The organism is Citrobacter sp. Cpo045 (assembly GCF_030332875.1).
Classification (GTDB): domain Bacteria; phylum Pseudomonadota; class Gammaproteobacteria; order Enterobacterales; family Enterobacteriaceae; genus Citrobacter; species Citrobacter portucalensis.
In genome coordinates, this window is the sequence record NZ_JAOWGZ010000060.1 from 91,381 (window position 1) to 112,704 (window position 21,324).

At 57.0% G+C, this 21,324-nt stretch carries 23 protein-coding genes; 5 read left to right on the forward strand and 18 right to left on the reverse strand.

What is annotated here, in order from left to right; genetic code table 11:
* Positions 1–63 precede the first annotated feature (63 nt).
* On the reverse strand, positions 64–2,211 hold the full coding sequence (fdhF, locus tag OGY13_RS01460; protein WP_213752805.1) for a formate dehydrogenase subunit alpha: 2,148 nt from the start codon (positions 2,209–2,211) through the stop codon (positions 64–66).
* A gap of 288 nt (positions 2,212–2,499) precedes the next feature.
* Between fdhF and OGY13_RS01465 the strand changes: the two genes are divergently transcribed.
* The gene (locus tag OGY13_RS01465; RefSeq protein WP_213752804.1) at positions 2,500–3,231 is read left to right on the forward strand and encodes a response regulator; all 732 of its coding nucleotides are present in this window, start codon (positions 2,500–2,502) and stop codon (positions 3,229–3,231) included.
* Positions 3,232–3,318: 87 nt separating this feature from the next.
* Here the strand turns inward: OGY13_RS01465 and OGY13_RS01470 are convergent, their stop codons facing one another.
* From OGY13_RS01470 to OGY13_RS01495, 6 genes are all read right to left on the reverse strand, one after another.
* On the reverse strand, positions 3,319–4,323 hold the full coding sequence (locus tag OGY13_RS01470; protein WP_103285877.1) for a carbohydrate kinase family protein: 1,005 nt from the start codon (positions 4,321–4,323) through the stop codon (positions 3,319–3,321).
* A complete protein-coding gene (locus OGY13_RS01475; protein WP_003826670.1) occupies positions 4,320–5,180 on the reverse strand; it encodes a ketose 1,6-bisphosphate aldolase in 861 nt (286 codons plus the stop codon). The genes OGY13_RS01470 and OGY13_RS01475 overlap by 4 nt, the downstream gene beginning before the upstream one ends.
* A 14-nt stretch (positions 5,181–5,194) precedes the next feature.
* Entirely contained in the window at positions 5,195–5,878 is a 684-nt protein-coding gene (locus tag OGY13_RS01480; RefSeq protein WP_032942114.1) for a D-lyxose/D-mannose isomerase, read from the reverse strand.
* Positions 5,879–5,997: 119 nt separating this feature from the next.
* Positions 5,998–6,939, reverse strand: coding sequence for an ABC transporter substrate-binding protein (locus OGY13_RS01485; RefSeq protein WP_003826688.1), 942 nt, complete (start codon positions 6,937–6,939; stop codon positions 5,998–6,000).
* 88 nt (positions 6,940–7,027) lie between these two features.
* On the reverse strand, positions 7,028–8,023 hold the full coding sequence (locus OGY13_RS01490; protein WP_008786947.1) for an ABC transporter permease subunit: 996 nt from the start codon (positions 8,021–8,023) through the stop codon (positions 7,028–7,030).
* Positions 8,016–9,539 carry a sugar ABC transporter ATP-binding protein gene (locus OGY13_RS01495; protein ID WP_213752803.1) on the reverse strand — a complete coding sequence of 508 codons (1,524 nt, stop codon included), beginning with the start codon at positions 9,537–9,539 and terminating at the stop codon, positions 8,016–8,018. The genes OGY13_RS01490 and OGY13_RS01495 overlap by 8 nt, the downstream gene beginning before the upstream one ends.
* A gap of 114 nt (positions 9,540–9,653) precedes the next feature.
* Here OGY13_RS01495 and OGY13_RS01500 point away from each other — a divergent pair, with 114 nt between their 5' ends.
* From OGY13_RS01500 to OGY13_RS01515, 4 genes are all read left to right on the forward strand, one after another.
* Positions 9,654–11,918, forward strand: coding sequence for a hybrid sensor histidine kinase/response regulator (locus tag OGY13_RS01500; protein ID WP_213752802.1), 2,265 nt, complete (start codon positions 9,654–9,656; stop codon positions 11,916–11,918).
* A 69-nt stretch (positions 11,919–11,987) separates the two neighbouring features.
* Positions 11,988–12,317, forward strand: coding sequence for a DDRRRQL repeat protein YjdP (yjdP, locus tag OGY13_RS01505; protein ID WP_003031807.1), 330 nt, complete (start codon positions 11,988–11,990; stop codon positions 12,315–12,317).
* Positions 12,318–12,472: 155 nt separating this feature from the next.
* A complete protein-coding gene (locus OGY13_RS01510; RefSeq protein ID WP_032942116.1) occupies positions 12,473–12,775 on the forward strand; it encodes a type II toxin-antitoxin system RelE/ParE family toxin in 303 nt (100 codons plus the stop codon).
* 19 nt (positions 12,776–12,794) lie between these two features.
* Positions 12,795–13,136: a HigA family addiction module antitoxin gene (locus OGY13_RS01515; protein ID WP_008786950.1), complete on the forward strand. Its 342-nt coding sequence runs from the start codon at positions 12,795–12,797 to the stop codon at positions 13,134–13,136.
* Between the two features lie 52 nt (positions 13,137–13,188).
* Here OGY13_RS01515 and phnP read toward each other — a convergent pair whose 3' ends face one another.
* From phnP to phnF, 11 genes are all read right to left on the reverse strand, one after another.
* Complete coding sequence (gene phnP / locus OGY13_RS01520) at positions 13,189–13,947, reverse strand: phosphonate metabolism protein PhnP (RefSeq protein ID WP_213752801.1); 759 nt, start codon at positions 13,945–13,947, stop codon at positions 13,189–13,191.
* Positions 13,948–13,955: 8 nt separating this feature from the next.
* Entirely contained in the window at positions 13,956–14,390 is a 435-nt protein-coding gene (gene phnO / locus OGY13_RS01525) for an aminoalkylphosphonate N-acetyltransferase (protein ID WP_048215113.1), read from the reverse strand.
* Positions 14,377–14,931 carry a ribose 1,5-bisphosphokinase gene (phnN, locus tag OGY13_RS01530; RefSeq protein WP_008786953.1) on the reverse strand — a complete coding sequence of 185 codons (555 nt, stop codon included), beginning with the start codon at positions 14,929–14,931 and terminating at the stop codon, positions 14,377–14,379. Before phnN ends, phnO begins: the two co-directional genes overlap by 14 nt.
* A 2-nt stretch (positions 14,932–14,933) precedes the next feature.
* A complete protein-coding gene (gene phnM, locus OGY13_RS01535) occupies positions 14,934–16,070 on the reverse strand; it encodes an alpha-D-ribose 1-methylphosphonate 5-triphosphate diphosphatase (RefSeq protein WP_032942122.1) in 1,137 nt (378 codons plus the stop codon).
* The gene (gene phnL, locus OGY13_RS01540) at positions 16,067–16,753 is read right to left on the reverse strand and encodes a phosphonate C-P lyase system protein PhnL (RefSeq protein ID WP_003826708.1); all 687 of its coding nucleotides are present in this window, start codon (positions 16,751–16,753) and stop codon (positions 16,067–16,069) included. The genes phnM and phnL overlap by 4 nt, the downstream gene beginning before the upstream one ends.
* Positions 16,754–16,874: 121 nt before the next feature.
* A complete protein-coding gene (gene phnK, locus OGY13_RS01545) occupies positions 16,875–17,633 on the reverse strand; it encodes a phosphonate C-P lyase system protein PhnK (protein WP_003844769.1) in 759 nt (252 codons plus the stop codon).
* Positions 17,630–18,421: an alpha-D-ribose 1-methylphosphonate 5-phosphate C-P-lyase PhnJ gene (gene phnJ, locus OGY13_RS01550; protein ID WP_049259807.1), complete on the reverse strand. Its 792-nt coding sequence runs from the start codon at positions 18,419–18,421 to the stop codon at positions 17,630–17,632. The genes phnK and phnJ overlap by 4 nt, the downstream gene beginning before the upstream one ends.
* Positions 18,422–18,467: 46 nt before the next feature.
* On the reverse strand, positions 18,468–19,535 hold the full coding sequence (locus OGY13_RS01555; RefSeq protein WP_174770805.1) for a carbon-phosphorus lyase complex subunit: 1,068 nt from the start codon (positions 19,533–19,535) through the stop codon (positions 18,468–18,470).
* Complete coding sequence (phnH, locus tag OGY13_RS01560) at positions 19,535–20,131, reverse strand: phosphonate C-P lyase system protein PhnH (protein ID WP_008786957.1); 597 nt, start codon at positions 20,129–20,131, stop codon at positions 19,535–19,537. Before phnH ends, OGY13_RS01555 begins: the two co-directional genes overlap by 1 nt.
* Positions 20,128–20,580, reverse strand: coding sequence for a phosphonate C-P lyase system protein PhnG (gene phnG, locus OGY13_RS01565; RefSeq protein WP_008786958.1), 453 nt, complete (start codon positions 20,578–20,580; stop codon positions 20,128–20,130). Before phnG ends, phnH begins: the two co-directional genes overlap by 4 nt.
* Positions 20,581–21,306 (reverse strand): phosphonate metabolism transcriptional regulator PhnF, encoded by a 726-nt coding sequence (gene phnF / locus OGY13_RS01570; RefSeq protein WP_003826721.1) that lies wholly within the window; start codon positions 21,304–21,306, stop codon positions 20,581–20,583.
* Positions 21,307–21,324: the final 18 nt, after the last annotated feature.

The following is a 21,324-nucleotide window of genomic DNA, read 5'->3' on the forward strand; positions in this document are numbered from 1 at the left end:
AACAGTATAGAGAGATTATATGCATAAAAAAACGGCCTCCGAATGGAGGCCGTCAGGGGAAGCTTAACCCATCGCGCTTTCGCGCAGGCTGGCTTTCAGCTTGGTGTACTCATCAATGACATACTGCTCGGCAGCGCGCTGATCGGCAATGCGTTCAACGTTTACAGCACAGTACTTGTACTCCGGCGTTTTGGTAATCGGACTTAAGTTCTCGGTTACCAGTTCATTACATGCGCCAATCCACCACTGGTAGGTCATGTAAATCGCGCCTTTGTTTGGACGATCGCTGACTGCCGCACGGGTAATGACCCGGCCTTTACGCGAGTTCACCCACACCAGCTCTTCATCCTGGATGCCCAGGCGTTCTGCGTCGGCGGTGTTGATCTGGGCATAGCCCGGTTCATCCGCCAGCGCGGCCAACGCCGCACAGTTACCGGTCATCGAACGGCAAGAGTAGTGGCCGACTTCACGCACTGTAGACAGTACCATCGGGTACTCCTCAGTGAGTTTGTCGATTGGCGCTACCCAGTCGCAGGTGAAGAACTGCGCCAGGCCGTTCGGGGTGTCGAACTTCTCTTTGAAGAGATAAGACGTACCCTGGTCGGCTTCTGAGGCGTCGCGGCAAGGCCACTGGATATAACCCAGTTCGCCCATTTTCTCGTAAGTGGCACCGTAGAAATCCGGGCACAGATGACGCAACTCGTCCCAGATTTCCTGGGTGTTGTTGTAGTGCATCGGATAGCCCATACGGGTGGCGATTTCACTGATAATCTGCCAGTCCGTTTTCAGATCCCACTTCGGCTCAACGGCTTTAAAGAAGCGCTGGAAGCCACGGTCAGCTGCGGAGAATACGCCTTCATGCTCACCCCATGACGTAGACGGTAAAATAACGTCTGCGGCAGCGGCAGTTTTGGTCATGAAGATATCCTGCACGATGACCAGTTCCAGATCCTCAAAGCCTTTGCGCACTGCGGAGAGTTCAGCATCGGTTTGTAATGGATCTTCACCCATGATGTACGCCGCGCGTACTTCGCCATGCGCTGCACGGTGCGGCAGTTCGCTGATGCGATAACCGGTATGAGCAGGCAGACTTTCCACGCCCCAGGCTTTAGCGAACTTCTCGCGGTTAGCCGGATCTTTCACATACTGATAGCCCGGATAAGTATCCGGCAGCGCGCCCATGTCACATGCGCCCTGAACGTTGTTCTGCCCACGAACCGGGTTAACGCCCACGCTCGGCTTACCGAGGTTGCCGGTCAGCATTGCGAGGCTGGTCAGTGAACGCACGGTTTCCACGCCTTGATAGAACTGGGTAACACCCATGCCCCACAGGATGGCCGCGCTTTTCGCCGTGGCATACATACGTGCAGCCTGACGAATATCCTGCGCGCTAACGCCAGTGATATCTTCGACGGACTCTGGCGTGTAGCCTTCGACGATCTTGCTGTACTCTTCGAATCCTTCCGTACGGGAGGCGACGAACGCCTGGTCGTACAGTTTTTCTTCGATGATGACATGACCCATAGCATTGAGCAGCGCGATGTTCGAGCCGTTTTTCAACGCGATGTGCATGTCGGCAATACGCGCGGTTTCAATTTTGCGCGGATCGCAGACGATGATTTTCGCCCCGTTACGTTTAGCATTAATCACGTGATTCGCCACGATCGGGTGGGAATCCGCCGGGTTGTACCCGAAGATGAATACTAAATCCGTGTTATCAATTTCATTGATAGCATTACTCATTGCGCCGTTACCGACCGATTGGTGCAGACCTGCAACCGATGGGCCGTGTCAGACGCGAGCGCAGCAGTCAACGTTATTGGTACCAATAACGGCGCGCGCGAATTTTTGCATTACATAGTTGGTTTCGTTACCCGTACCGCGAGATGAACCGGTCGTCTGAATAGCGTCCGGGCCATACTTCGCTTTGATGGCGCTCAGACGACTGGCGACGTAATCAAGCGCTTCATCCCAGGAAACGGATTCCAGTTTGCCGCCACGCTGGCGACGAATCATAGGGGTTTTCAGACGAGGGGTCAGGATCTGGGTATCATTGATAAAATCCCAGCCATAGTAGCCCTTCAGACACAGGGTACCCTGGTTGGTTTTCCCCTGCGCCGCTTCAGCCCGGACGATTTTGCCGTTATCGACCACCAGGTTGATTTTGCAACCTGATGCGCAATATGGGCAAACCGTGACGACTTTTTTCATCGGTCTCGCTCCAGTTAATCAAATCGCGCATACGCGCTTGTCGTTTTTGTTATGCATCTTTTATGCCATGTTTTTATCAGGGGCATTAGTCGATATTACGGGCGAATTTTGCGCAAAACCCTGACGAAAAACAGTCTGTCGTCATATTTGACGTGACGAATCTCCAATACGTGACGCCCCGGCAGTGTGACCGAGGTTATGTTTCCCGCACATCCTTGTGCCTTATCGCTGTCACTCTGTGCAGAATCAATCACACTCATTTAAGTTGGCCAGAAATGGGGAAAAACAATGAAGCCAGCCATACTGGTTGTGGATGATGACATCGCTGTCTGCACGCTTTTACAGGATGTGCTGAGCGAACACGTCTTTACGGTGACCGCCTGTCACACCGGGCAGGAGGCGCTGCGCTGCATTGAGACTCAGCCGGATATCGCTCTGGTATTGCTGGACATGATGTTGCCCGATATCAACGGTCTGATGGTGTTGCAGCGGGTGCAAAAGATGAGACCCGGATTACCGGTGGTGATGCTGACCGGGCTTGGCAGCGAGTCGGATGTGGTTGTTGGGCTGGAAATGGGGGCTGACGACTATATCGGTAAGCCGTTCAATGCGCGGGTGCTGGTGGCGCGGGTAAAGGCGGTGCTCAGACGCGTTGGCGTGTTAACGGCAGAAAGCGGCGGCCCACAGACCACGGGGCTTTCTTTTAATGGCTGGCATCTTGATACCGCCGGTTGCCAGTTACATAATCCCCAGCAGTTGAAGGTGGAGTTGACGCAAGGGGAATACAGCCTGCTGTTGGCGCTGGCCCAAAATGCCCGGCGGGTGCTGAGCCGAGAACAGCTGCTGGAGCTGACGCGCAGCGACAGCGTTGAGGTGTTTGACCGCACTATTGACGTGTTAATCATGCGGCTGCGGCGAAAAATAGAGAACAACCCGCACCAGCCAATGTTGATCAAAACCCTGCGTGGGCTGGGTTATGTGTTTGCCGCCGACGTGCAGCATCACGATAAGGCGGCGTGATCGTGCGCAGTTGCCGGATGCGGCGTAAACGCCTTATCCGGCCTACAAAAGCGATAACAACTCCGTAGGCCTGATAAGCGTAGCGCATCAGGCGTCAGCCATTTCTGCTTTCAACTCTGCCAGCGTCTTCGCGCCATCTATCGCATTCGCGCACAGCAAGCTTGCCCGCGCACAGGCGTGTGCCAACCTGACGCTGTCCGTCAGCGACCAGCGCTCATGACAGCCATACAAAAATCCAGCGCAAAACGCATCTCCCGCTCCGACGCTGCCAACGATCTCCTCCTGCGCCAGGTACTGCGACGGGATCCAGACGCCCGGCAGATCCGGTGCTTCACCCCAGGCACCTTCCGGACAGTGGATCACCACCCGCTGGCGTACACCTGCATTCAATAATTCGCGTGCGGCGGTGGCGATGTGCGCAATATGCAGTTCGCCGTTGGGCTGGCGGATCTCCAGCCCGCTGAACTCGCCGGCTTCCAGCTCGTTAATCACCAGATAGTCTAGATGGCGCAGGGCTGGCATCACCAGCGGTTGATAGCGCGGGTCGCCCTTGCGTGAGACCAGATCCAGCGACGTTTCAAAGCCGTTGTCGCGCATTTGCGCCAGCAGCCGTGCGCTACGCGTCCCGAACTCCTCATCCGGCATGTCCAGACTGTCGAGCAGCAGCAGATATCCCAGATGGAAGATTTTCATCGAGGTATCCAGTTGCTCAAACGCAGGCAGATCGAGTAGCCGATTGGCACCGGGCGAGTGGAAAAAGGTGCGCTGACCGCTGGGATCGGTCATCACCTGCGACATCGACGTGGGGGCGAATGTGGTGCGCTGCACGTGTTGGCGATTAACGTGATACTGCTCCAGCATCGCCATGATGTAGTCGCCGTCGCTGTCCTGACCGATTAACCCCACCGCCTGCAACGGCAGCCCAGTGTGCATTTTTGCCAGCGTCAGCAGCACATTAAGCGGCGCACCGCCCGTGGCGCGTTCGCTACGGGTGATTTCCGCCAGCCAGCCACGTTCCGGCCACTGCACAATTTGATGCACGTGATCGACCAGCATGTTGCCTGCGGCGATAACGCCTTTGCGTTCCATCAGACCCGTCCCGCGCTGCCAAAAATGCGCATCTGTTCCGAAACGGTATCGGTAATGGCCTCTTCAATGCCGAGCAGCAGTTCGGCGAATTCGTCGTACAGCGGCTGGCGATTCGCCATCCGTGTTTCTACCGCCGACAGCGCCGCCTGCGACATGCCGGTATAGAAGTTGATTTTGTGAATGCCGAGTTCAATCGCGCGCTTGAAATCGTCGTCGCTAATGCCGGAGCCGCCGTGCAGTACCAGCGGGATTGCCGCCTGCTGGCGAATGGCGTCCAGACGCGGGAAGTCGAGCAGCGGTTCGCCTTTGTATTTGCCGTGGGCATTGCCAATGGCGACCGCCAGCGCGTCAATCCCGGTTCTGTCGACGAAATCACGCGCCATCATCGGGTCGGTAAACAGCGACTCGTCGGCATGGCCGTACAGCGCGCCGCCCTCATCACCGCCCACCGCACCCAGTTCGGCTTCCACCGACACGCCGACGGCGTGGCACATCTTTACCACTTCTCGGGTCTGGCGGATATTTTCTTCATACTCCAGCGTGGAGCCATCGAACATCACTGAACTGAACCCTAAGCGTAGTGCCCGAACTACCGACTCAAAGTGCAGGCCGTGGTCAAGGTTTAGCACCACCGGAATGTCATGCCGCGCGGCTTCGAACTTGACCGCTTCGACCAGAGAATCCAGCGAGATATATTTAAAATGTACTTCGGCGATATTGATGATAAACGGCGAACGTTCCTGCTTTGCCGCGGCAAACAGCGCGCGCAGGAAGTGTGAATCCAGAACATTAAATGCCCCTAAGGCATAACGATGCTCACGGGCATGTGCAAGGCCATCAGCGAGAGATATCAACGGCATAATACGCTCCTTGGTTAGCGGAACAGGCGATATTCGTTACACAGCACCAGCTGCGCCGGCTCGTCTTCTTCAATGTCGTTATAGCGGGCGATCGGTTGCAGAAAGTGGTTATCGTGGTCGTCGTCATTAACAGAAGAAACCTCGCCGACCAGCACGTCGCCAAAACCTTCTTCCGCCCAGAAGCTGTGATACAGGCCCGGCGGCAGGCAGATGCTTTCACCCGGCGTCAGGCGTAACTGACTGCCCGCGGCATGGGTTTGCCGACAGCCATCAATCACTACGCTCACGTCGGTCTCCTCCGTTTGTTCCCGGATCCCCGCATTCCACAGTTCCACAATTAAATTGCCGCCGCCGCGATTGATAATGTCTTCGCGTTTGCGCCAGTGAAAATGCATCGGCGTGACCTGCGCATCGCGAACATGCATGATTTTCTCGGCGTAGCATTTCTCGTAAGGCATGCCTTTCGGCGAGCCATTACGCAGAGTGAACAGCGTTAACCCTTGCGCGGCGAAATTGTTGCCGCCAAATGCGGTGACATCCCAACCGAGCTTAAGGTCGAACACTTCGCTCCAGGCTGCAGCATCAAGCTTGCGCCATTGGGTCGGGGGGAAGCTGGCAAAAGGGGGGAGATGCACGTCGTGCTGAGAGAAAAACTGGCGCGTGTGGCCAAGGATCTCGTTTATTGCGGAGCGTTTCATCGGCTGAATCCTCCTTAATATAATACCGGATGGGCCGCGCTTATCCGGCCTACAAATTCATAGCGATCTTGTAGGCCGGATAGGGCATTTTCGCCGCCATCCGGCGTTGTTGTGGCGGGCTATTTAACCGTCCAACCCTTATAACTGCCGACGTTGTTTTTATCGATCATCGTCACCGGGATTAGCACGGGTTCTTTCGGGGCGGGTTTCCCCTGCAATATGTCATAGCCGATTTCGACCGCTTTGGCAGCCATCACCTGCGGATCTTGTGCCGGAGTCGCCACAAATAGTGAGTTTTCGCGCTTAAGCGCTTCTTCACCGTCCGGGGATCCATCTACGCCGACAATAAAGAATTCGCTACGCTGCGCCTGTTTTGCCGCCAGATCGGCACCGATCGCCGTCGGATCGTTAATGGCGAATACGCCGTCGATCTTCGGATTCGCCGCCAGCAACGCGGTCATGATCTCCAGCCCGCCTTCGCGACTGCCTTTGGCGTTTTGGTTATGCGACAGCACCTTGATGTCCGGGTGGCGTTTGAACTCAGTCTGGCAGCCTTCCACGCGGTTCTGGACGGCGGAAACCGGCGGCCCGTTGATGATGACGACGTTGCCTTTGCCTTTCAGGCGGTCGGTAATGTATTTACAGGCCATTTCACCTGCCTGGGTGTTATCGGAGGTAATGGTCGCGTCTGCGCCTTCCGCCGCCACGTCAACGGCAACCACCACGATCCCGGCGTCTTTCGCGCGTTTTACCGCCGGGCCGATGCCTTTGGAGTCGGCGGCGTTAAGGATAATCATGTCGACTTTTGCGGCAATAAAGTTGTCGATCTGCGACACCTGTTGCCCCAAATCGTAACCGCTGGAAACCAGCGTTACTTTAACGCTATCACCTGCCAGCTTGCGTGCTTCCAGCTCCGCGCCTTTGGTGATCTGCACGAAGAACGGGTTGGCCAGATCGCCCACCGTAACGCCAATCGATTTCAGTTCTTTTGCCTGCACAAACGGAGCTGCAGCAAGCAGGGCGCCAGCACAGAGCGCGGTTACTAATGGCTTCAAACGCATACTCGTTTCCTCACGTAGGGTATTGTTGTTATACGCCTGATGGCGCTGCGCTTATCAGGCCTACGAATGAGTAGGCCAGTAAGCTTGTCTATGCACTTTGATGGTGTCGGGTACGGTATTTGTCGATCAGCACCGCTATGATGATCACCGCCCCTTTGATCACCAGTTGCCAGAAATAGGAGACGCCCATCAGCGTCATGCCGTTATTGAGCGTGGCGATTATCAACGCCCCCACCAGCGTGCCGGTGATGGTGCCGATCCCGCCAACAAAGCTGGTGCCGCCGAGGATCACCGCCGCGATGGCGTCCAGCTCGTAACCCATGCCTAAGTTGCCGTTGGCGCTATACAGCCGCGAGGCGCTCATCACCCCGCCAAGGCCTGAGAGCAAACCGCTCATGCCGTAGACGAACAGCAGCACCAGCCACACTTTGATCCCGGTTAAACGTGCGGCCTGCATATTGCCGCCGACCGCGTAGATATGAACGCCGAGCGTGGTGCGGCGCAGAATGAACCAGCACACCACCACCACCGCTAGCGCAATGACCACCAGCCACGGAACCGGGCCGAGATAGTTGTTACCGATCCACTCAAAGCTGATATTGGAGTTAATCACCGTTGTACCGTCGGCCAGCAGATAGGCCGCACCGCGCAGCGCCGTATAGGTTCCAAGCGTGACGATAAACGGCGGTAGTCCGGCAAAAGCGACCAGCGCGCCGTTAAACAATCCCAGCACCAGACCGAGCATCAGCGCCGCCGGAATCGATAGCATGGCAAGCTCAGGAATAAGAGAAACGACCATGGCTGCGACAGCGGTGGTACCGAGAATCGAGCCAACCGAGAGGTCGATCCCGCCGGTCAAAATAATGAAGGTCATGCCAGCCGCCAGCACGATGTTGATCGAGGCCTGACGGGTAATATTCAGCAGGTTACTTTCGGTAAAAAAGTTAGGCGCGATAAAGCCAAATACCGCCACAATCAGGATGAGAATCGGTAAGATGCCGACCGTTTGCATCAGATCGCTCATCAGCATTTTTTTTGCGGAGGCGGATTTTGCCACCTGCTGGGGAGTGGTTGGATTATTCATGGGGCACCGCCTGATGGTGGGAGTCGTTCACGCCGGTTGCCAGCGTCATAATATTTTCCTGGGTAATACTTTGTCCGTTCAGCTCGCCGGCAATGCTGCCTTCCCGCATGACGTACACGCGATCGCTCATACCGACGACTTCCGGCAGTTCGCTGGAGATCATCAGGATCGCTACGCCTTTGCGCGCCATATCGTTCATGATCCGGTAGATCTCGCTTTTGGCACCGACGTCCACGCCGCGCGTGGGTTCATCGAGGATCAAAATACGTGGGCCGATCGCGACCCAGCGTGAAATCAGCAGTTTTTGCTGATTACCGCCGGACAGCCCACCCGCGCGTACCTGTGCGTGCGGCACGCGGATGTTGAGCAGCTTGATGGCGTCATCGGAAATAGCCTGCGCCTTTTTGCGATCGAGCATGCCCCAGTTGGCGTCACGCTCCAGCGTTGCCATGGTGATGTTTTCTGCCGCTGCCAGCTCTAAAAATAATCCCTGTTCTTTGCGGTTTTCCGTCAGAAAGCCAATGCCGTGGTCAATCGCCTCGCGGGGGGAGTGGATCACTACCGGTTCACCGTCTACTTCAATCATGCCGCCGATGGCTTTACGCACGCCAAAAATAAGCTGAGCCAGTTCAGAACGCCCGGCACCGACTAGCCCGGCCAGGCCGACGATCTCCCCGGAGCGCACCAGCAAGCTGCACGGCTGGACTTTATGGCCGTCGGTCAGGTGATGAACATTGAGGCGTGCTTTACCTAAGGGAATGTCGCGCTCTTTGTTGAACAGATCGCTCAACGGACGGCCCACCATCATGCGTACCAGCTCCGAGGCGTTGAGCTTGTCGCGGGTCAGACTGCCAACATATTGCCCGTCGCGCAGGACGCTGACGCGGTCCGAGAGTTCGTACACTTCCGCCATGCGGTGGCTGATGTAGATAATCGCCATCCCCTCATCGCGCAGGCGCATGATCAGTTCAAACAGGCGGTGGGTTTCACGTGAAGAGAGGGCGGCGGTGGGTTCATCCATTACCAGAATGCGGCTGTTACGGTGCAGGGCGCGGGCAATTTCCACCTGCTGCTGTTCGGCGATGGTCAACGTCATCACACGGTCGCTGGCCTTAAACTGGGCGCCGAGTCGGTCGATGACTTTCTGCGACTGCATGACCATCTCTTTACGCTGGACCAGCCCGCCGCGCGACAGCTCGCCGCCAAGAAAGATATTTTCCGCTACCGTCAGGTTCGGCGCGAGCTGCATCTCCTGATAAATCAGCGTGATACCTGCGCTAAGTGCATCTTTGGGACCGCGAATGTGAAACGGCTGACCGTCAATCAGGATCTCACCGCTGGTGGCGGTATAGGCACCCGCGAGGATCTTCATCAGGGTGCTCTTCCCCGCGCCATTCTCGCCCATCAGGGCATGAATCTCGCCCGGCCAGACCGTTAAATCGACCCCTTTCAGCGCGTAAAATTTGCCAAACGCTTTAGCAATGTTGCGCATCTCCAGAACCGGTGTCCTGCTCATGGCGGATCTCCTGTGGGGTGGCCGATATCAGCAGTCCATCACAGGAATGTAAATGCAAAATGTCAGAAGCCGTTCATATTTGTCATATTGCGATTTTTCTTCACGGAGCGTGATATGCCGCAACCGGGACGTCACTTTCTCGCCAGTGCGCGCGGACGATTGCTGTTCTTCAATCTGGTGGTGGTGGCTGTCACGCTGATGGTGAGCGGCGTGGCGGTGCTGGGTTTTCAGCATGCCAGTCAGATTCAGGAGCAGGTGCAGCAGCAAACCGTTGACGACATGACCGGCAGCATGAACCTGGCGCGGGATACGGCGAACGTGGCGACGGCGGCGGTGCGGCTGTCGCAGGTGGTCGGGGCGCTGGAATACAAAGGGGAAGCGGAGCGGCTGCAGGAGACGCAAAGGGCGCTGAAGCAGTCGCTGGAACAACTGGCTACCGCACCGCTGGCACAGCAAGAGCCGGTGCTGGTCGAGCGTATTATCCAGCGCAGTAATGAACTACAAAGCAGCGTAGAAGGGATGTTGCAGCGCGGGCAGCGGCGACACCTGGAGCGTAACGCGTTGCTCAGTTCGCTGTATCAAAATCAAAGCTATTTACGTCATCTGCAAAAGTTGACCGGCGCGCAGGATGATGCGTTGCTGGAGCAGATGGACCGCTTAATTGTTGCCGCCATCGACACGCCCACGCCGCGTTCGGTGGTGAAACAACTGGATGCGGTGATGCCTGCGCTTCCCTTGCGCCATGCTAGTCCGCTGATTAGCGGTATCCTCAACGACTTCAACCAGGAGCTGCATAAGCTGGAGCCGCTCTCTTCCGCGCTGGAGCAGAGCGATTTGGCCATCAACTGGTATATGTTTCATATCAAAGCGCTGGTGGCGATCCTCAACAGCGATATCAATCAGTATGCCTCGCAGGTGGCGCTGATCTCAGAGCAGCGGGTGGCGCAAAGCCATCAGGAACTGCAATCCGGCGCGTTGTTTATTTTAGTGTTTGCGCTGCTGGCGGTGGTGATCACCGGTTTTGCCGGGTGGTATATCTACCGTAATCTCGGTTCCAACCTGACGGCCATTTCACGGGCGATGACCCGGCTGGCGCACGGTGAATCAGACGTCAGCGTCCCGGCCCTGCAGCGTCGCGATGAGCTGGGCGAGCTGGCCCGCGCTTTTAGCGTCTTTGCCCGTAACACCGCGTCGCTGGAGCACACAACCCGACTGCTAAAAGAAAAAACCAGCCAGATGGAAATCGATCGCACCGAACGTCAGGGGCTGGAAGAAGCGCTGTTGCACAGCCAAAAGCTGAAGGCGGTGGGGCAACTGACGGGTGGATTAGCACATGATTTCAATAACCTGCTGGCGGTTATTATTGGCAGTCTGGATTTGGTGGATCCGGATTCTCCCGACGCGCCGCGGGTCAATCGGGCGCTAAAAGCTGCCGAGCGCGGGGCGCTGCTTACCCAGCGGCTGCTGGCCTTTTCGCGCAAACAGTCGTTGCACCCTCATGCGGTGGAGCTGAAAACGCTGCTGGAAAATCTGGGCGAACTGATGCGCCACTCTCTTCCGGCCACGTTGACGCTGGAGATTGAAGCCCAGTCTCCCGCCTGGCCCGCGTGGATTGACGTCAGCCAACTGGAAAACGCTATTATCAATCTGGTGATGAACGCCCGTGACGCCATGGACGGGCAGGCGGGCACGATTAAAATCCGTACCTGGAATCAGCGGGTCACGCGCAGCGATGGACGCAAGCAGGATATGGTGATGCTGGAGGTTGCCGACCAGGGGAGCGGGATGTCACAGGAGGTGAAAGCCCAGGTCTTCGAGCCGTTTTTCACCACCAAACAGACCGGTAGCGGCAGCGGACTGGGGCTGTCGATGGTTTACGGTTTTGTGCGCCAGTCCGGAGGTCGGGTGGAGATTGAAAGCGCTCCCGGGCAGGGAACGACGGTCAGGCTACAACTGCCTCGCGCCGTTGTGCCGGTGCAGGCTCAGGCAGAACCGGTGGCGGTACATGCGGCGAACAGCGGTGAAAAACTGGTGTTGGTGCTCGAGGATGAGGACGATGTACGCCAGACGTTGTGCGAGCAATTACACCTGCTGGGCTACCTGACGTTAGAGGCCGCAAACGGGGAACAGGCGATGCATATGCTGGCGGCTTCATCCGAGATTGATATTTTTATCAGCGACTTAATGCTGCCAGGTGGTTTAAGCGGCGTGGATGTGGTTAACCATGCCCAAGCACATTATCCGCAGTTGTCCATCCTGCTGATAAGCGGTCAGGATTTACGTCCGGCGCATAACCCGGCGTTGCCGGATGTGGCGCTATTGCGTAAGCCTTTTACTCGGGGAGAACTGGCGCAGGCGCTGCGGCATTCGCGTAATTGAGATTCCTCCGCTACCCGCGCAAATACGCTTTGATTACCGTGGGGCGAGTTTCTTGATGAGGCTGGTTTTATGCAACGCTCCGCGACATTCCTTCTTTTTAGTTTGCTGATGCTGACCACCGTATCGGCACAGGCGGATATTATCGATGACGCCATTGGTAATATTCAGCAGGCGATTAACGACGCATACAAACCGGACAACGGGCGGGATTATGATGATTCCCGTGATGAAAGCTGGCAGCGCCAGATGAGTGACGACCGGCGCAGGCAATATGACAATCGCCGCCGCCAGTTTGAAGATCGACGTCGCCAACTGGATGACCGTCAGCGCCAGCTCGATCAAGAACGGCGTCAGTTAGAAGACGAAGAGCGCAGAATGGAAGAGGATTACGATCGTTAGCGGTAACGATTAAATTTATGGGTATTTTATCTTTCTGGCAGGGATTTACCTGCTCGCCCAACAGCTCACCATTTTATGTTAATGAATGCACTTGAGCACAGTGCATGTGTGCACTACAATCTCTCTATGCTTATGGAAAAGGTGCTGGCAATGGAATGTCTAAATCATTAAACATCAGAAATTTTCGGGATACATGGCTTGAAGATTTTTTTGAACGGGCGACATCGCACAGAAAAATACCTGCGGATATTCACACTGCATTAGCCAGAAAGCTGGATATCATTAATGCGGCTGTTTCGCATCGGGATTTGCGCTCGCCACCCGGTAACAGATATGAAGAGTTAACCGGAAAATTACAGGAATATTCTTCAATCAGAGTAAACAAGCAGTACCGATTAATATTTAAATGGATTAATGGTAAGGCCGAAGATGTGTACTTAGATCCACACATCTATTAGAAAAACGTAAGGTAACGATATGAAACAGGCATCCAGAAAACCAACGACTGTGGGTGATATCCTGCAATATGAATACCTGGAACCGCTTGATCTGAAAATCAACGATCTGGCTGAAATTCTGCATGTTCACCGCAATACAGTGAGCGCACTGGTCAACAATAATCGCAAATTAACAACGGATATGGCGTTTCGTTTGGCAAAAGCGTTCGATACCTCCGTTGATTTCTGGCGTAACCTACAGGCGGCGGTTGACCTGTGGGAAGTTGAAAATGACATGCGGGCGCAAGAAGAACTGAACCGGATTGTTTCAGTTAAAGATTTTATTGCGCAGCGAGATGTCGGCGCAAAAAAAGTCGCTTAATCATCTGTTTGTAGGCCGGATAAGATGTTTTCATCGCATCCGGCAAATTTCCTTACTCCAGCACAATCTCCATTCCGTCATATCCTGCCTCAAACCCTACTGGTAGCGGATGTTCCATCATCCACAGATCAAACTGATGGCTGATATGCGTCAGGATCACCCGTGGGCAGCGGATAACTTCGTTTAAGGCGATAACGGTATTTAAATCACAATGATTGCGCGGTGGCTCGGCGCGCGGGGCATGGCTGCAGTCAATGATAATCACCTGAGGCTGGTTATTGTGGAGAAACTTCAACGTCTTGTCGGGAAGTCCGGCGGTATCGGAGAGCCACGCCACGCGGCTATGTGCGGTCTCCAGCAGATAACCAAACGTCAGCTTTGAATGGTTGAGCGGTAGCGGCGTTACCTGCAATCCTTGCAGGTCGAACACCACGAACGGTGCCACGGTATGGCTAAAATCGAGGATGCCGGGATGCTTAAACAGATCGTCGCAACCCTGTTCATCCGGCGGACCGTACACCGAGATGGTCGCCCCGACACCCCAGCGCAACGGAAACAGCCCTTGCACATGATCCATATGATAATGAGTCAGCAGAAACTGCTGGAAGCTGCCCGCCGGCCAGTCGTCCATCAGATGCGGGATCCCCGCGTCCAGCAGCGTCACCGCATTATTGAACCTGACCACCCCGCTACAAGGGCGTCGACGGTATTGCGCCTGTAAGTGTGCTCGTTGGCAAGCCGCACAGTCGCAGCCAAATGTCGGCACCAGCTGCGCGCCGCCCGTTCCCGTCAGCGTAATGGTCAGACTCATGGCTCCCCCTACAACGGTTTAGTGAAGCGAAAATGGCTCTGGGTATAGCCTTCGCGCTGATAAAAACGGTGAGCGTTAAGGCGTTGAGTGCTGGTGGAAAGCTCGGTCATCTCTGCACCCGCTTCGCGCGCGGTGGCTTCGGCCCAGGCCAGTAACTGACTGCCTACCGTTAATCCTCGCGCCTGCGGCATCACCACCAGTTCCTGTATTTCGCCAATCCAGTTAGCGTGGTGCAGATGAAACTGCAGGTGCAGACCGATCAAGCCGACGACCTGTCCGTCGAGCAGCGCCAGTTGGTAGTGCATATTGGGATCTTGCAGATTTGCGGCGTATCCGGCACTAAAGGCCTGCAGGTCGAATTGACCCTGTTTCAACTCACAGATGAGCGCATAAACCGCATCGGTATCGTATAGCGTAGCGCGGCGTAATTCACAGACAGACATGTTTCTTCTCCTTGCGTCCCATCAGTGTGAGTAGTGTATCGACAGACTGTAGCAAACTTCCATCGTTGTTCAGGACGTGGCAGTCATACGGGGCGTAGCGGGCTGCGCGCTCAAGACGGGCGGCGATTTCCGTTTCGCTCTCCCGTCCACGAGCCTGCAAGCGCTGGCGTAAAATCGCCGGAGAAACCTGTAAGCAAATGGGGAGTAAAGATGTGCCGTAACGGGCCTGCGCCTGGGGCAGATGCGCCCGTGAGCCGTTGACCACCACATCAAAACCGGCGTGTAGCCAGAGGTCAATCTCCACGCCAACGCCGTAGTAGAAGCCATTGGCGTGCCAGCTCAGCGCCAGCAGGTTCTGCCCGGCGCGGGTAAAAAATTCTTGTTCGCTCAGCGCAATATGATTTTCATTCCCGGCGTTGGCGGCGCGGGTGATGTAACGGTGCGCTACCAGCAGTTGCGCCGGTTCCTGCTGGCGGAGTTCGGCCAGCAGACTGTCCTTACCGGAGCCGGATGGCCCCATCAGCCAGATCAGTTTACCCATAGTCAGAATACCCTTTTGCCCTGACGCCAGACGTGGTCGATATGGATGTTGCCGCCTTTGCGGTGTGCCAGCACCAGATCCGCGCGTTTGCCTTCGGCAACAACGCCACGATCGTCGAGATTTAATGCCCGCGCCGGATTGCGGGTCACCAGACGAATGGCCTGTGGCAGCGTAAAGCGGTTGGCGTCGTCGTCCGCTACGCGAAACGCCGCATCGAGCAGGCTGGCGGGGTAATAGTCGGAAGAGAGAATATCCAAAAGCCCCAGCTCAGCCAGCTTATGCGCCGCTACGTTGCCGGAGTGAGAACCTCCGCGCACGATGTTGGGCGCCCCCATCAGCACGTTCATACCATGCTGGCGCGAGGCTTCAGCCGCTTCGAAGGTAGTGGGGAATTCGGCGATCACGCTGCCAAGCTGGTGCGATTCCAGCACATGATCATGGGTGGCATCATCATGGCTCGCCAGCGCAATCTGGCGCTCACGACACATCTGGGCAATCGCCGTGCGATTGGGCTGTGACCAACGCGCCGCCAGCGCTAATTGTTCTTCTTCATAGCGGGCCATCTGCTCGTCGGTGAGCGAATACTTGCCTTGATAATACTCGCGGTACTTCTCGCGATTGGCGAACTGACGCTGGCCTGGCGAGTGATCCATCAGTGACACCAGCGTTACCGGCTCGCGGCCGACCAGCTTTTCAAACAGCGGCAGGGTAGTGTGATGCGGCAGCTCACAGCGCAGGTGCAGGCGATGCTCGGCGCGATTGACCCCGCGCTTTTGCGTCTCTTCGACCGCATTGATCATCTTCTCCAGATTTTCCAGACGGTCGCCGCCGTCGCGCACATCGCCAATTGCCACCGCGTCCAGCACGGTGGTAATGCCGCTGGCGACCATTAGCGCGTCGTGGCTGCTCATCGCCGAGTGGGCAGGCCAGTCTACCTTCGGGCGCGGGGTGAAAAATTTGTCGAGATTATCGGTATGCAGCTCGATAAGCCCTGGTAGCAGCCAGCCGCCTTCGCCGTCCAGCGCCTCAGGTAGGCTGCTCGGACTTTCTGCAAAGGTGCGAATGACCCCGCCCTCGATTTCCAGCGATCCTTGCACCACTTCATCTTCCAGTACCAGCTTTACATTATTGATAATCATGCTGTTGTTCCCATCAGATGCAGACGATCCGCTACGCGGTCGCGCACGGTTTGATCGTGAAAAATGCCGACAATTGCTGCGCCGCGGGCTTTCGCCTCTTCAATTAATGCGACGACGGCGGCGCTGTTTTTGGCGTCCAGCGAGGCGGTAGGCTCATCGAGCAGAAGAATTGGGTAATCGACGATAAACCCGCGAGCGATGTTGACGCGCTGCTGTTCGCCGCCGGAAAAGGTCGACGGCGCCAGGTGCCACAATCGCTCCGGCACGTTCAGGCGGGTAAGCAGGTTAGCTGCTTTGGCTGCACACTCCTCACGGGAGACCCCCAGATCCAGCAGCGGTTGCATCACCACGTCCAGCGCGGAAATCCTCGGGATCACGCGCAGGAACTGGCTCACCCAGCCGATGGTTGAACGGCGAACCTCCAGTACTTTGCGCGCCGGGGCCTGCACCAGATCGACCCATTCATCGCTGTGGCGGATGTGGATGTGTCCTTCATCCGGCAGGTAGTTGGCGTACAGCGAACGCAGCAATGTGGATTTGCCGCTGCCCGAGTGACCGTGCAGCACCACGCATTCGCCGCTTTTAACGTCCAGAGTGGCGTTTTGCAGCACCGGCAGACGCACGCCGTTTTGCTGATGCAGGACAAAGGTTTTACTGACATTTTCAACGCGGATCGCGTTCATTTTTAGCCTCTTTAGACATTTTTGCGTTCGATTGCCTGATGGCGCTTCGCTTATCAGGCCTACAACCAATGCCACTCCGTAGGCCGGATAAGGCGCAGCCGCCATCCGGCACAACAAAAAATCAGTTCTGCAACACCGACGACACCAGCAACTGGGTATACGGATGATGCGGGTCGTCGAGCACGCGGTCGGTTAACCCACTTTCCACCACCTGACCTTGCTTCATCACCAGTAAACGGTCGGCCAGCAGGCGCGCGACGCCCAAATCGTGGGTGACAATCACTACCGCCAGATCCAGTTCCACCACCAGGCCGCGCAGCAGGTCCAGCAGTTTGGCCTGTACGGAAACGTCCAGCCCGCCGGTAGGTTCGTCCATAAACACCAGTTTGGGATGGGTGACGAGGTTGCGGGCAATCTGCAGGCGCTGCTGCATGCCGCCGGAAAAGGTGGTGGGTAGATCGTCGATACGCGAGGCAGGGATCTCTACCTCCTCCAGCCAGCGCTGCGCGGTGGCGCGGATGTCGCCGTAGTGACGTGCGCCGGTGGCCATCAGACGTTCGCCGATATTGCCGCCTGCGGAGACCTGACGGCGCAGGCCATCCAGCGGATGCTGATGCACTACGCCCCATTCGGTGCGCAGCAGACGGCGACGGTCGGCCTCGTTCATGCCGTACAGCGAACGGTTCTGATACAAAATCTCACCGCTCTGCGGCGTCAGCCGTGAAGAGATCGATTTCAGCAGCGTGGTTTTGCCGGAACCGGACTCGCCGACGATACCCAGCACTTCGCCTGGCCACAGGTCAAAAGAGACATCGCTGAAGCCCTTGCCCGGCGCGTAGAGATGGGTCAGGTTGTTGACTGAAAGCAGCGGTTGCGTCATTTGCTGAGGGCCTCGCTCTGTTGGCGGCAGTAGTCGGTGTCGGAGCAGACAAACATGCGTTTGCCGGTGTCATCGAGCACCACTTCATCGAGATAGCTGTGGGTTGAGCCGCAGATGGCGCAAGGCTCATCCCAGCTCTGCACGGTAAACGGGTGATCGTCGAAATCGAGGCTTTCCACGCGGGTGTAAGGTGGAACGGCATAGATACGCTTTTCGCGGCCAGCGCCAAACAGTTGCAGGGCTGGCATCATGTCCATCTTTGGATTGTCGAATTTCGGGATGGGCGACGGGTCCATGACGTAGCGGTCATTGACCTTCACCGGATAGGCGTAAGTGGTGGCGATATGGCCGAAGCGGGCGATATCTTCATACAGTTTCACCTGCATGATGCCGTACTCTTCCAGCGCGTGCATGGTGCGAGTTTCCGTTTCACGCGGTTCGATAAAGCGCAGCGGCTCAGGGATCGGTACCTGGAAGATGATTATCTGATCTTCCACCAGCGGCGTTTCCGGGATGCGGTGGCGGGTCTGGATCAGCGTCGCATCTTCCGTACGCTCAGTGGTATTCACCCCGGTCACACGCTTGAAGAAATTACGAATCGACACGGCGTTGGTGGTGTCATCCGCGCCCTGGTCAATCACCTTCAGTACGTCCGGCTCGCCAATCACGCTGGCGGTGAGCTGGATGCCGCCGGTTCCCCAGCCGTAGGGCATCGGCATTTCACGTCCGCCAAACGGGACCTGGTAACCCGGGATTGCCACCGCTTTCAGAATGGCGCGGCGGATCATGCGTTTGGTCTGCTCATCAAGATAGGCAAAGTTGTAGCCGGAGAGGTTAGTGGTCACGGGTGGCCTCCTGTTGCAGGCGTTTGAGCAGTTCCAGTTCGGCCTGGAAATCGACGTAATGGGGAAGTTTGAGGTGCGAAACAAAACCCGCCGCCTCGACGTTATCCGCATGCGCCAGCACGAACTCTTCGTCCTGCGCCGGTCCTGTGACCGTTTCATCGTATTCGGCTGCCTGTAGGGCGCGGTCCACCAGCGCCATCGCCATCGCTTTACGTTCGCTCATACCGAACACCAGCCCGTAGCCGCGGGTAAAATGGGGAGATTCGTTTTCTGGTGCGACAAACCCGTTCACCATTTCACATTCGGTCATCAGCAGTTCGCCGACGTTAACCGCAAATCCCAGCTCTTCCGGCACCGTTTCCAGTGCCACATAGCCGCTGCGGATTTCGGCGGCAAACGGGTGGTTGCGCCCGTAGCCGCGCTGGGTGGAGTAGGCCAGCGCCAGCAGATAGCCCTCATCACCGCGCATCAGCTGTTGCAGACGTGAAGCACGTGAGCAGGGGTAAACCGGCGGCGTGCGGGTGATGTCGTCGGGTGTCGCGCCATCATCCTCTTCACGCTTTGCCAGTCCCTGGTTGGCCAGCAGGGAAAAGACGTGCGGGGAGGCATCCTGCGCGCCGTCTGCGCTGCGCAGAGGCGGCGTTTCGCCATTGGCCAGCAGGGTAAAATCCAGCAGGCGATGGGTGTAGTCATAGGTTGGACCCAACAGTTGCCCGCCGGGAATATCTTTGTAGACCGCCGAGATTCGGCGCTCAAGGCGCATTTCTGCACTGTTAAGCGGCTCGCTGACCGCCACTTTTGCCAGCGTAGTGCGGTAGGCGCGGAGCAAAAAGATGGCTTCGACGTTATCGCCGCTGGCCTGCTTCAGCGCCAGTGCCGCCAGTTCACGGTCGGCAATACCGCCTTCGGTCATCACCCGGTCAACGGCCAGGTTCATCTGCTGTTCGATTTGTGCCACGCTCAGTTCAGCAATGGTTTCATCGCCCCGGCGTCGGTTTTCCTGTAGGGCGTGGGCGTTGGCTATCGCCTTTTCGCCCCCTTTGACGGCGACGTACATCAGCACACCTCCACATGGGTGGTTCGCGGAATAGCCAGCAGGCGTTCGCCGCAGGTGAGGATCAGATCGACCCCCAGTGGGAACGGGTGCGGGCGTTCGGTGAGTTCGTGAATCAGACATTCCGGCAGCTGTGGCGCGATCATGCGCTCTTCGGCGATGCCCGCGCCGGTCAGACGCAGCATGCGTCCGCCGCTTAAGCCAGAGACCTGCACAATCAGCGTGGCGCTGGTCTCTGGCGCGACGGCTGAACCGGCGGAGAGGGCGTTAAGCTGTTCGCTGCTGATGCGCTCGTCGGCGACGGCAAAGGCCGCCAGCTGCGGCTGATCCACCAGCGGCGCGTTGGTATGAAAACGCAGGTTCTGGCGGGCAATATCGTTATCCATCGACGGTGCCAGCCAGACCGGCGTGTCGCCATCGACCAGGGTCAGCAGCACGCTGGTGGTCGCCAGACCCAGCGGCTGCCAGCCGTGTTTCAGTTGATGCAGGGCGACGATTACGCCCGGTTCGCTCATGGCTTTCAGCAGGCGACGAAAGCTCTGCTGAGCATCCTGAACGGGTAAATTAAAAGCGGTCAGAAGTGCTGTAGATCGTGTCATGCGTTATCTCCGCGTACCAGCGTGAAGAAGTCGACCCGGCTGGCGTTGACTTCGGCACGGCGTGCGTTAATCAGCGCATCGCGTTCCGCTTCCAGCGGGGCAATTAAGGTTTCCATTAGGTTCTGGAAATGCGTTTGTTCCTGCAGCAGTGCGTCAATCACCGCGCACTGCTCGGCATGTTGTTTATTGCGTCCCAGCAGGTAGCTGTAACCCAGCGTGCCGCTCTTCAGGCGTACCACTGCGCGAGTTAGCGTGGTGTCACCGGCAAAGAAGCGGTTGCCGGTACCGCCCATACGGGCCTGGATCTGCATCAGTCCGCTTTCCGGGGCGCGGATAAGTTCATAGTCCGGCGTCAGTTTGAGCGCGGTGATGCGGGCGTTCAGGGCATCGGCATTGCTGTAAGCCAGCGCGCGCATCCAGCGCTGGCGGGTGGCGGTATCGAAATGCATTCAGTGCTCCATAGTGAATTCGATCATGTCGGCGCGGGTCAGGCTGACGGAGTATTCCGCCGCGTGTTCTTCGCCTTCACGGTGGTTCAGGGTGCGCACGCACAGCAGCGGCGCCATATTGGGGATTTCCAGCACCTTGCTCTCTTTGGCCTGCGCACGGCGGGCGCTGATGCGCGTTTGCGTGCGTAGCAGCGTCAGACCGGACTGTTCGCGCAGGTAGTCATGCAGCGAACCGCTGTTGAAGCCTTGCAGCAGCGGCCACAGCGAGAGGTCGGAAAAATAGTGGTCGATCTGGCACAGTGCGATGCCGTTAACCCGGCGCAGGGTGCGCAGGTGAATCACGTTATCGCCCTCGTTTATGCTGAGCGCATCGGCAATGTGGCTGGAGGCCGGACGCAGCACCGCCAGCAGTTTTTCGCTGGTGGGATGGCTGCCCTGGTCCAGCAGATTCTGACTAAAGCGCGCCTGGGCATTAAGCGGGTAATCGAACGGGCGCATCAGCACCAGCACGCCGACGCCCTGACGACGCTGAACCCAACCGCGTTCAACCAACTGGTCAATGGCGCGGCGCAGGGTGTGGCGGTTTACCTCGAAGCGCGCGGCAAGCTGATGCTCGGCGGGCAGATAGTCACCGCAGCGATAATGTTGACGTAGCTCCTGCTCAAGTCTCGCGGCAATTTCCTGATAACGCGTTGGATAACTGGTCGGATGTGTAGACAAGTGCATAGCAATCAATGCCTCGCT

Bases quoted from the DNA above. Each gene is read 5' to 3' on its own strand.
- OGY13_RS01465 (WP_213752804.1), top strand. From the start codon at position 2,500: ATGAAGCCAGCCATACTGGTTGTGGATGATGACATCGCTGTCTGCACG.
- OGY13_RS01475 (WP_003826670.1), bottom strand. From the start codon at position 5,180: ATGCCGTTGATATCTCTCGCTGATGGCCTTGCACATGCCCGTGAGCAT.
- OGY13_RS01480 (WP_032942114.1), bottom strand. From the start codon at position 5,878: ATGAAACGCTCCGCAATAAACGAGATCCTTGGCCACACGCGCCAGTTT.
- OGY13_RS01485 (WP_003826688.1), bottom strand. From the start codon at position 6,939: ATGCGTTTGAAGCCATTAGTAACCGCGCTCTGTGCTGGCGCCCTGCTT.
- OGY13_RS01490 (WP_008786947.1), bottom strand. From the start codon at position 8,023: ATGAATAATCCAACCACTCCCCAGCAGGTGGCAAAATCCGCCTCCGCA.
- OGY13_RS01495 (WP_213752803.1), bottom strand. From the start codon at position 9,539: ATGAGCAGGACACCGGTTCTGGAGATGCGCAACATTGCTAAAGCGTTT.
- OGY13_RS01500 (WP_213752802.1), top strand. From the start codon at position 9,654: ATGCCGCAACCGGGACGTCACTTTCTCGCCAGTGCGCGCGGACGATTG.
- yjdP (WP_003031807.1), top strand. From the start codon at position 11,988: ATGCAACGCTCCGCGACATTCCTTCTTTTTAGTTTGCTGATGCTGACC.
- OGY13_RS01510 (WP_032942116.1), top strand. From the start codon at position 12,473: ATGTCTAAATCATTAAACATCAGAAATTTTCGGGATACATGGCTTGAA.
- OGY13_RS01515 (WP_008786950.1), top strand. From the start codon at position 12,795: ATGAAACAGGCATCCAGAAAACCAACGACTGTGGGTGATATCCTGCAA.
- phnP (WP_213752801.1), bottom strand. From the start codon at position 13,947: ATGAGTCTGACCATTACGCTGACGGGAACGGGCGGCGCGCAGCTGGTG.
- phnO (WP_048215113.1), bottom strand. From the start codon at position 14,390: ATGTCTGTCTGTGAATTACGCCGCGCTACGCTATACGATACCGATGCG.
- phnN (WP_008786953.1), bottom strand. From the start codon at position 14,931: ATGGGTAAACTGATCTGGCTGATGGGGCCATCCGGCTCCGGTAAGGAC.
- phnM (WP_032942122.1), bottom strand. From the start codon at position 16,070: ATGATTATCAATAATGTAAAGCTGGTACTGGAAGATGAAGTGGTGCAA.
- phnL (WP_003826708.1), bottom strand. From the start codon at position 16,753: ATGAACGCGATCCGCGTTGAAAATGTCAGTAAAACCTTTGTCCTGCAT.
- phnK (WP_003844769.1), bottom strand. From the start codon at position 17,633: ATGACGCAACCGCTGCTTTCAGTCAACAACCTGACCCATCTCTACGCG.
- phnJ (WP_049259807.1), bottom strand. From the start codon at position 18,421: ATGATCCGCCGCGCCATTCTGAAAGCGGTGGCAATCCCGGGTTACCAG.
- OGY13_RS01555 (WP_174770805.1), bottom strand. From the start codon at position 19,535: ATGTACGTCGCCGTCAAAGGGGGCGAAAAGGCGATAGCCAACGCCCAC.
- phnH (WP_008786957.1), bottom strand. From the start codon at position 20,131: ATGACACGATCTACAGCACTTCTGACCGCTTTTAATTTACCCGTTCAG.
- phnG (WP_008786958.1), bottom strand. From the start codon at position 20,580: ATGCATTTCGATACCGCCACCCGCCAGCGCTGGATGCGCGCGCTGGCT.
- phnF (WP_003826721.1), bottom strand. From the start codon at position 21,306: ATGCACTTGTCTACACATCCGACCAGTTATCCAACGCGTTATCAGGAA.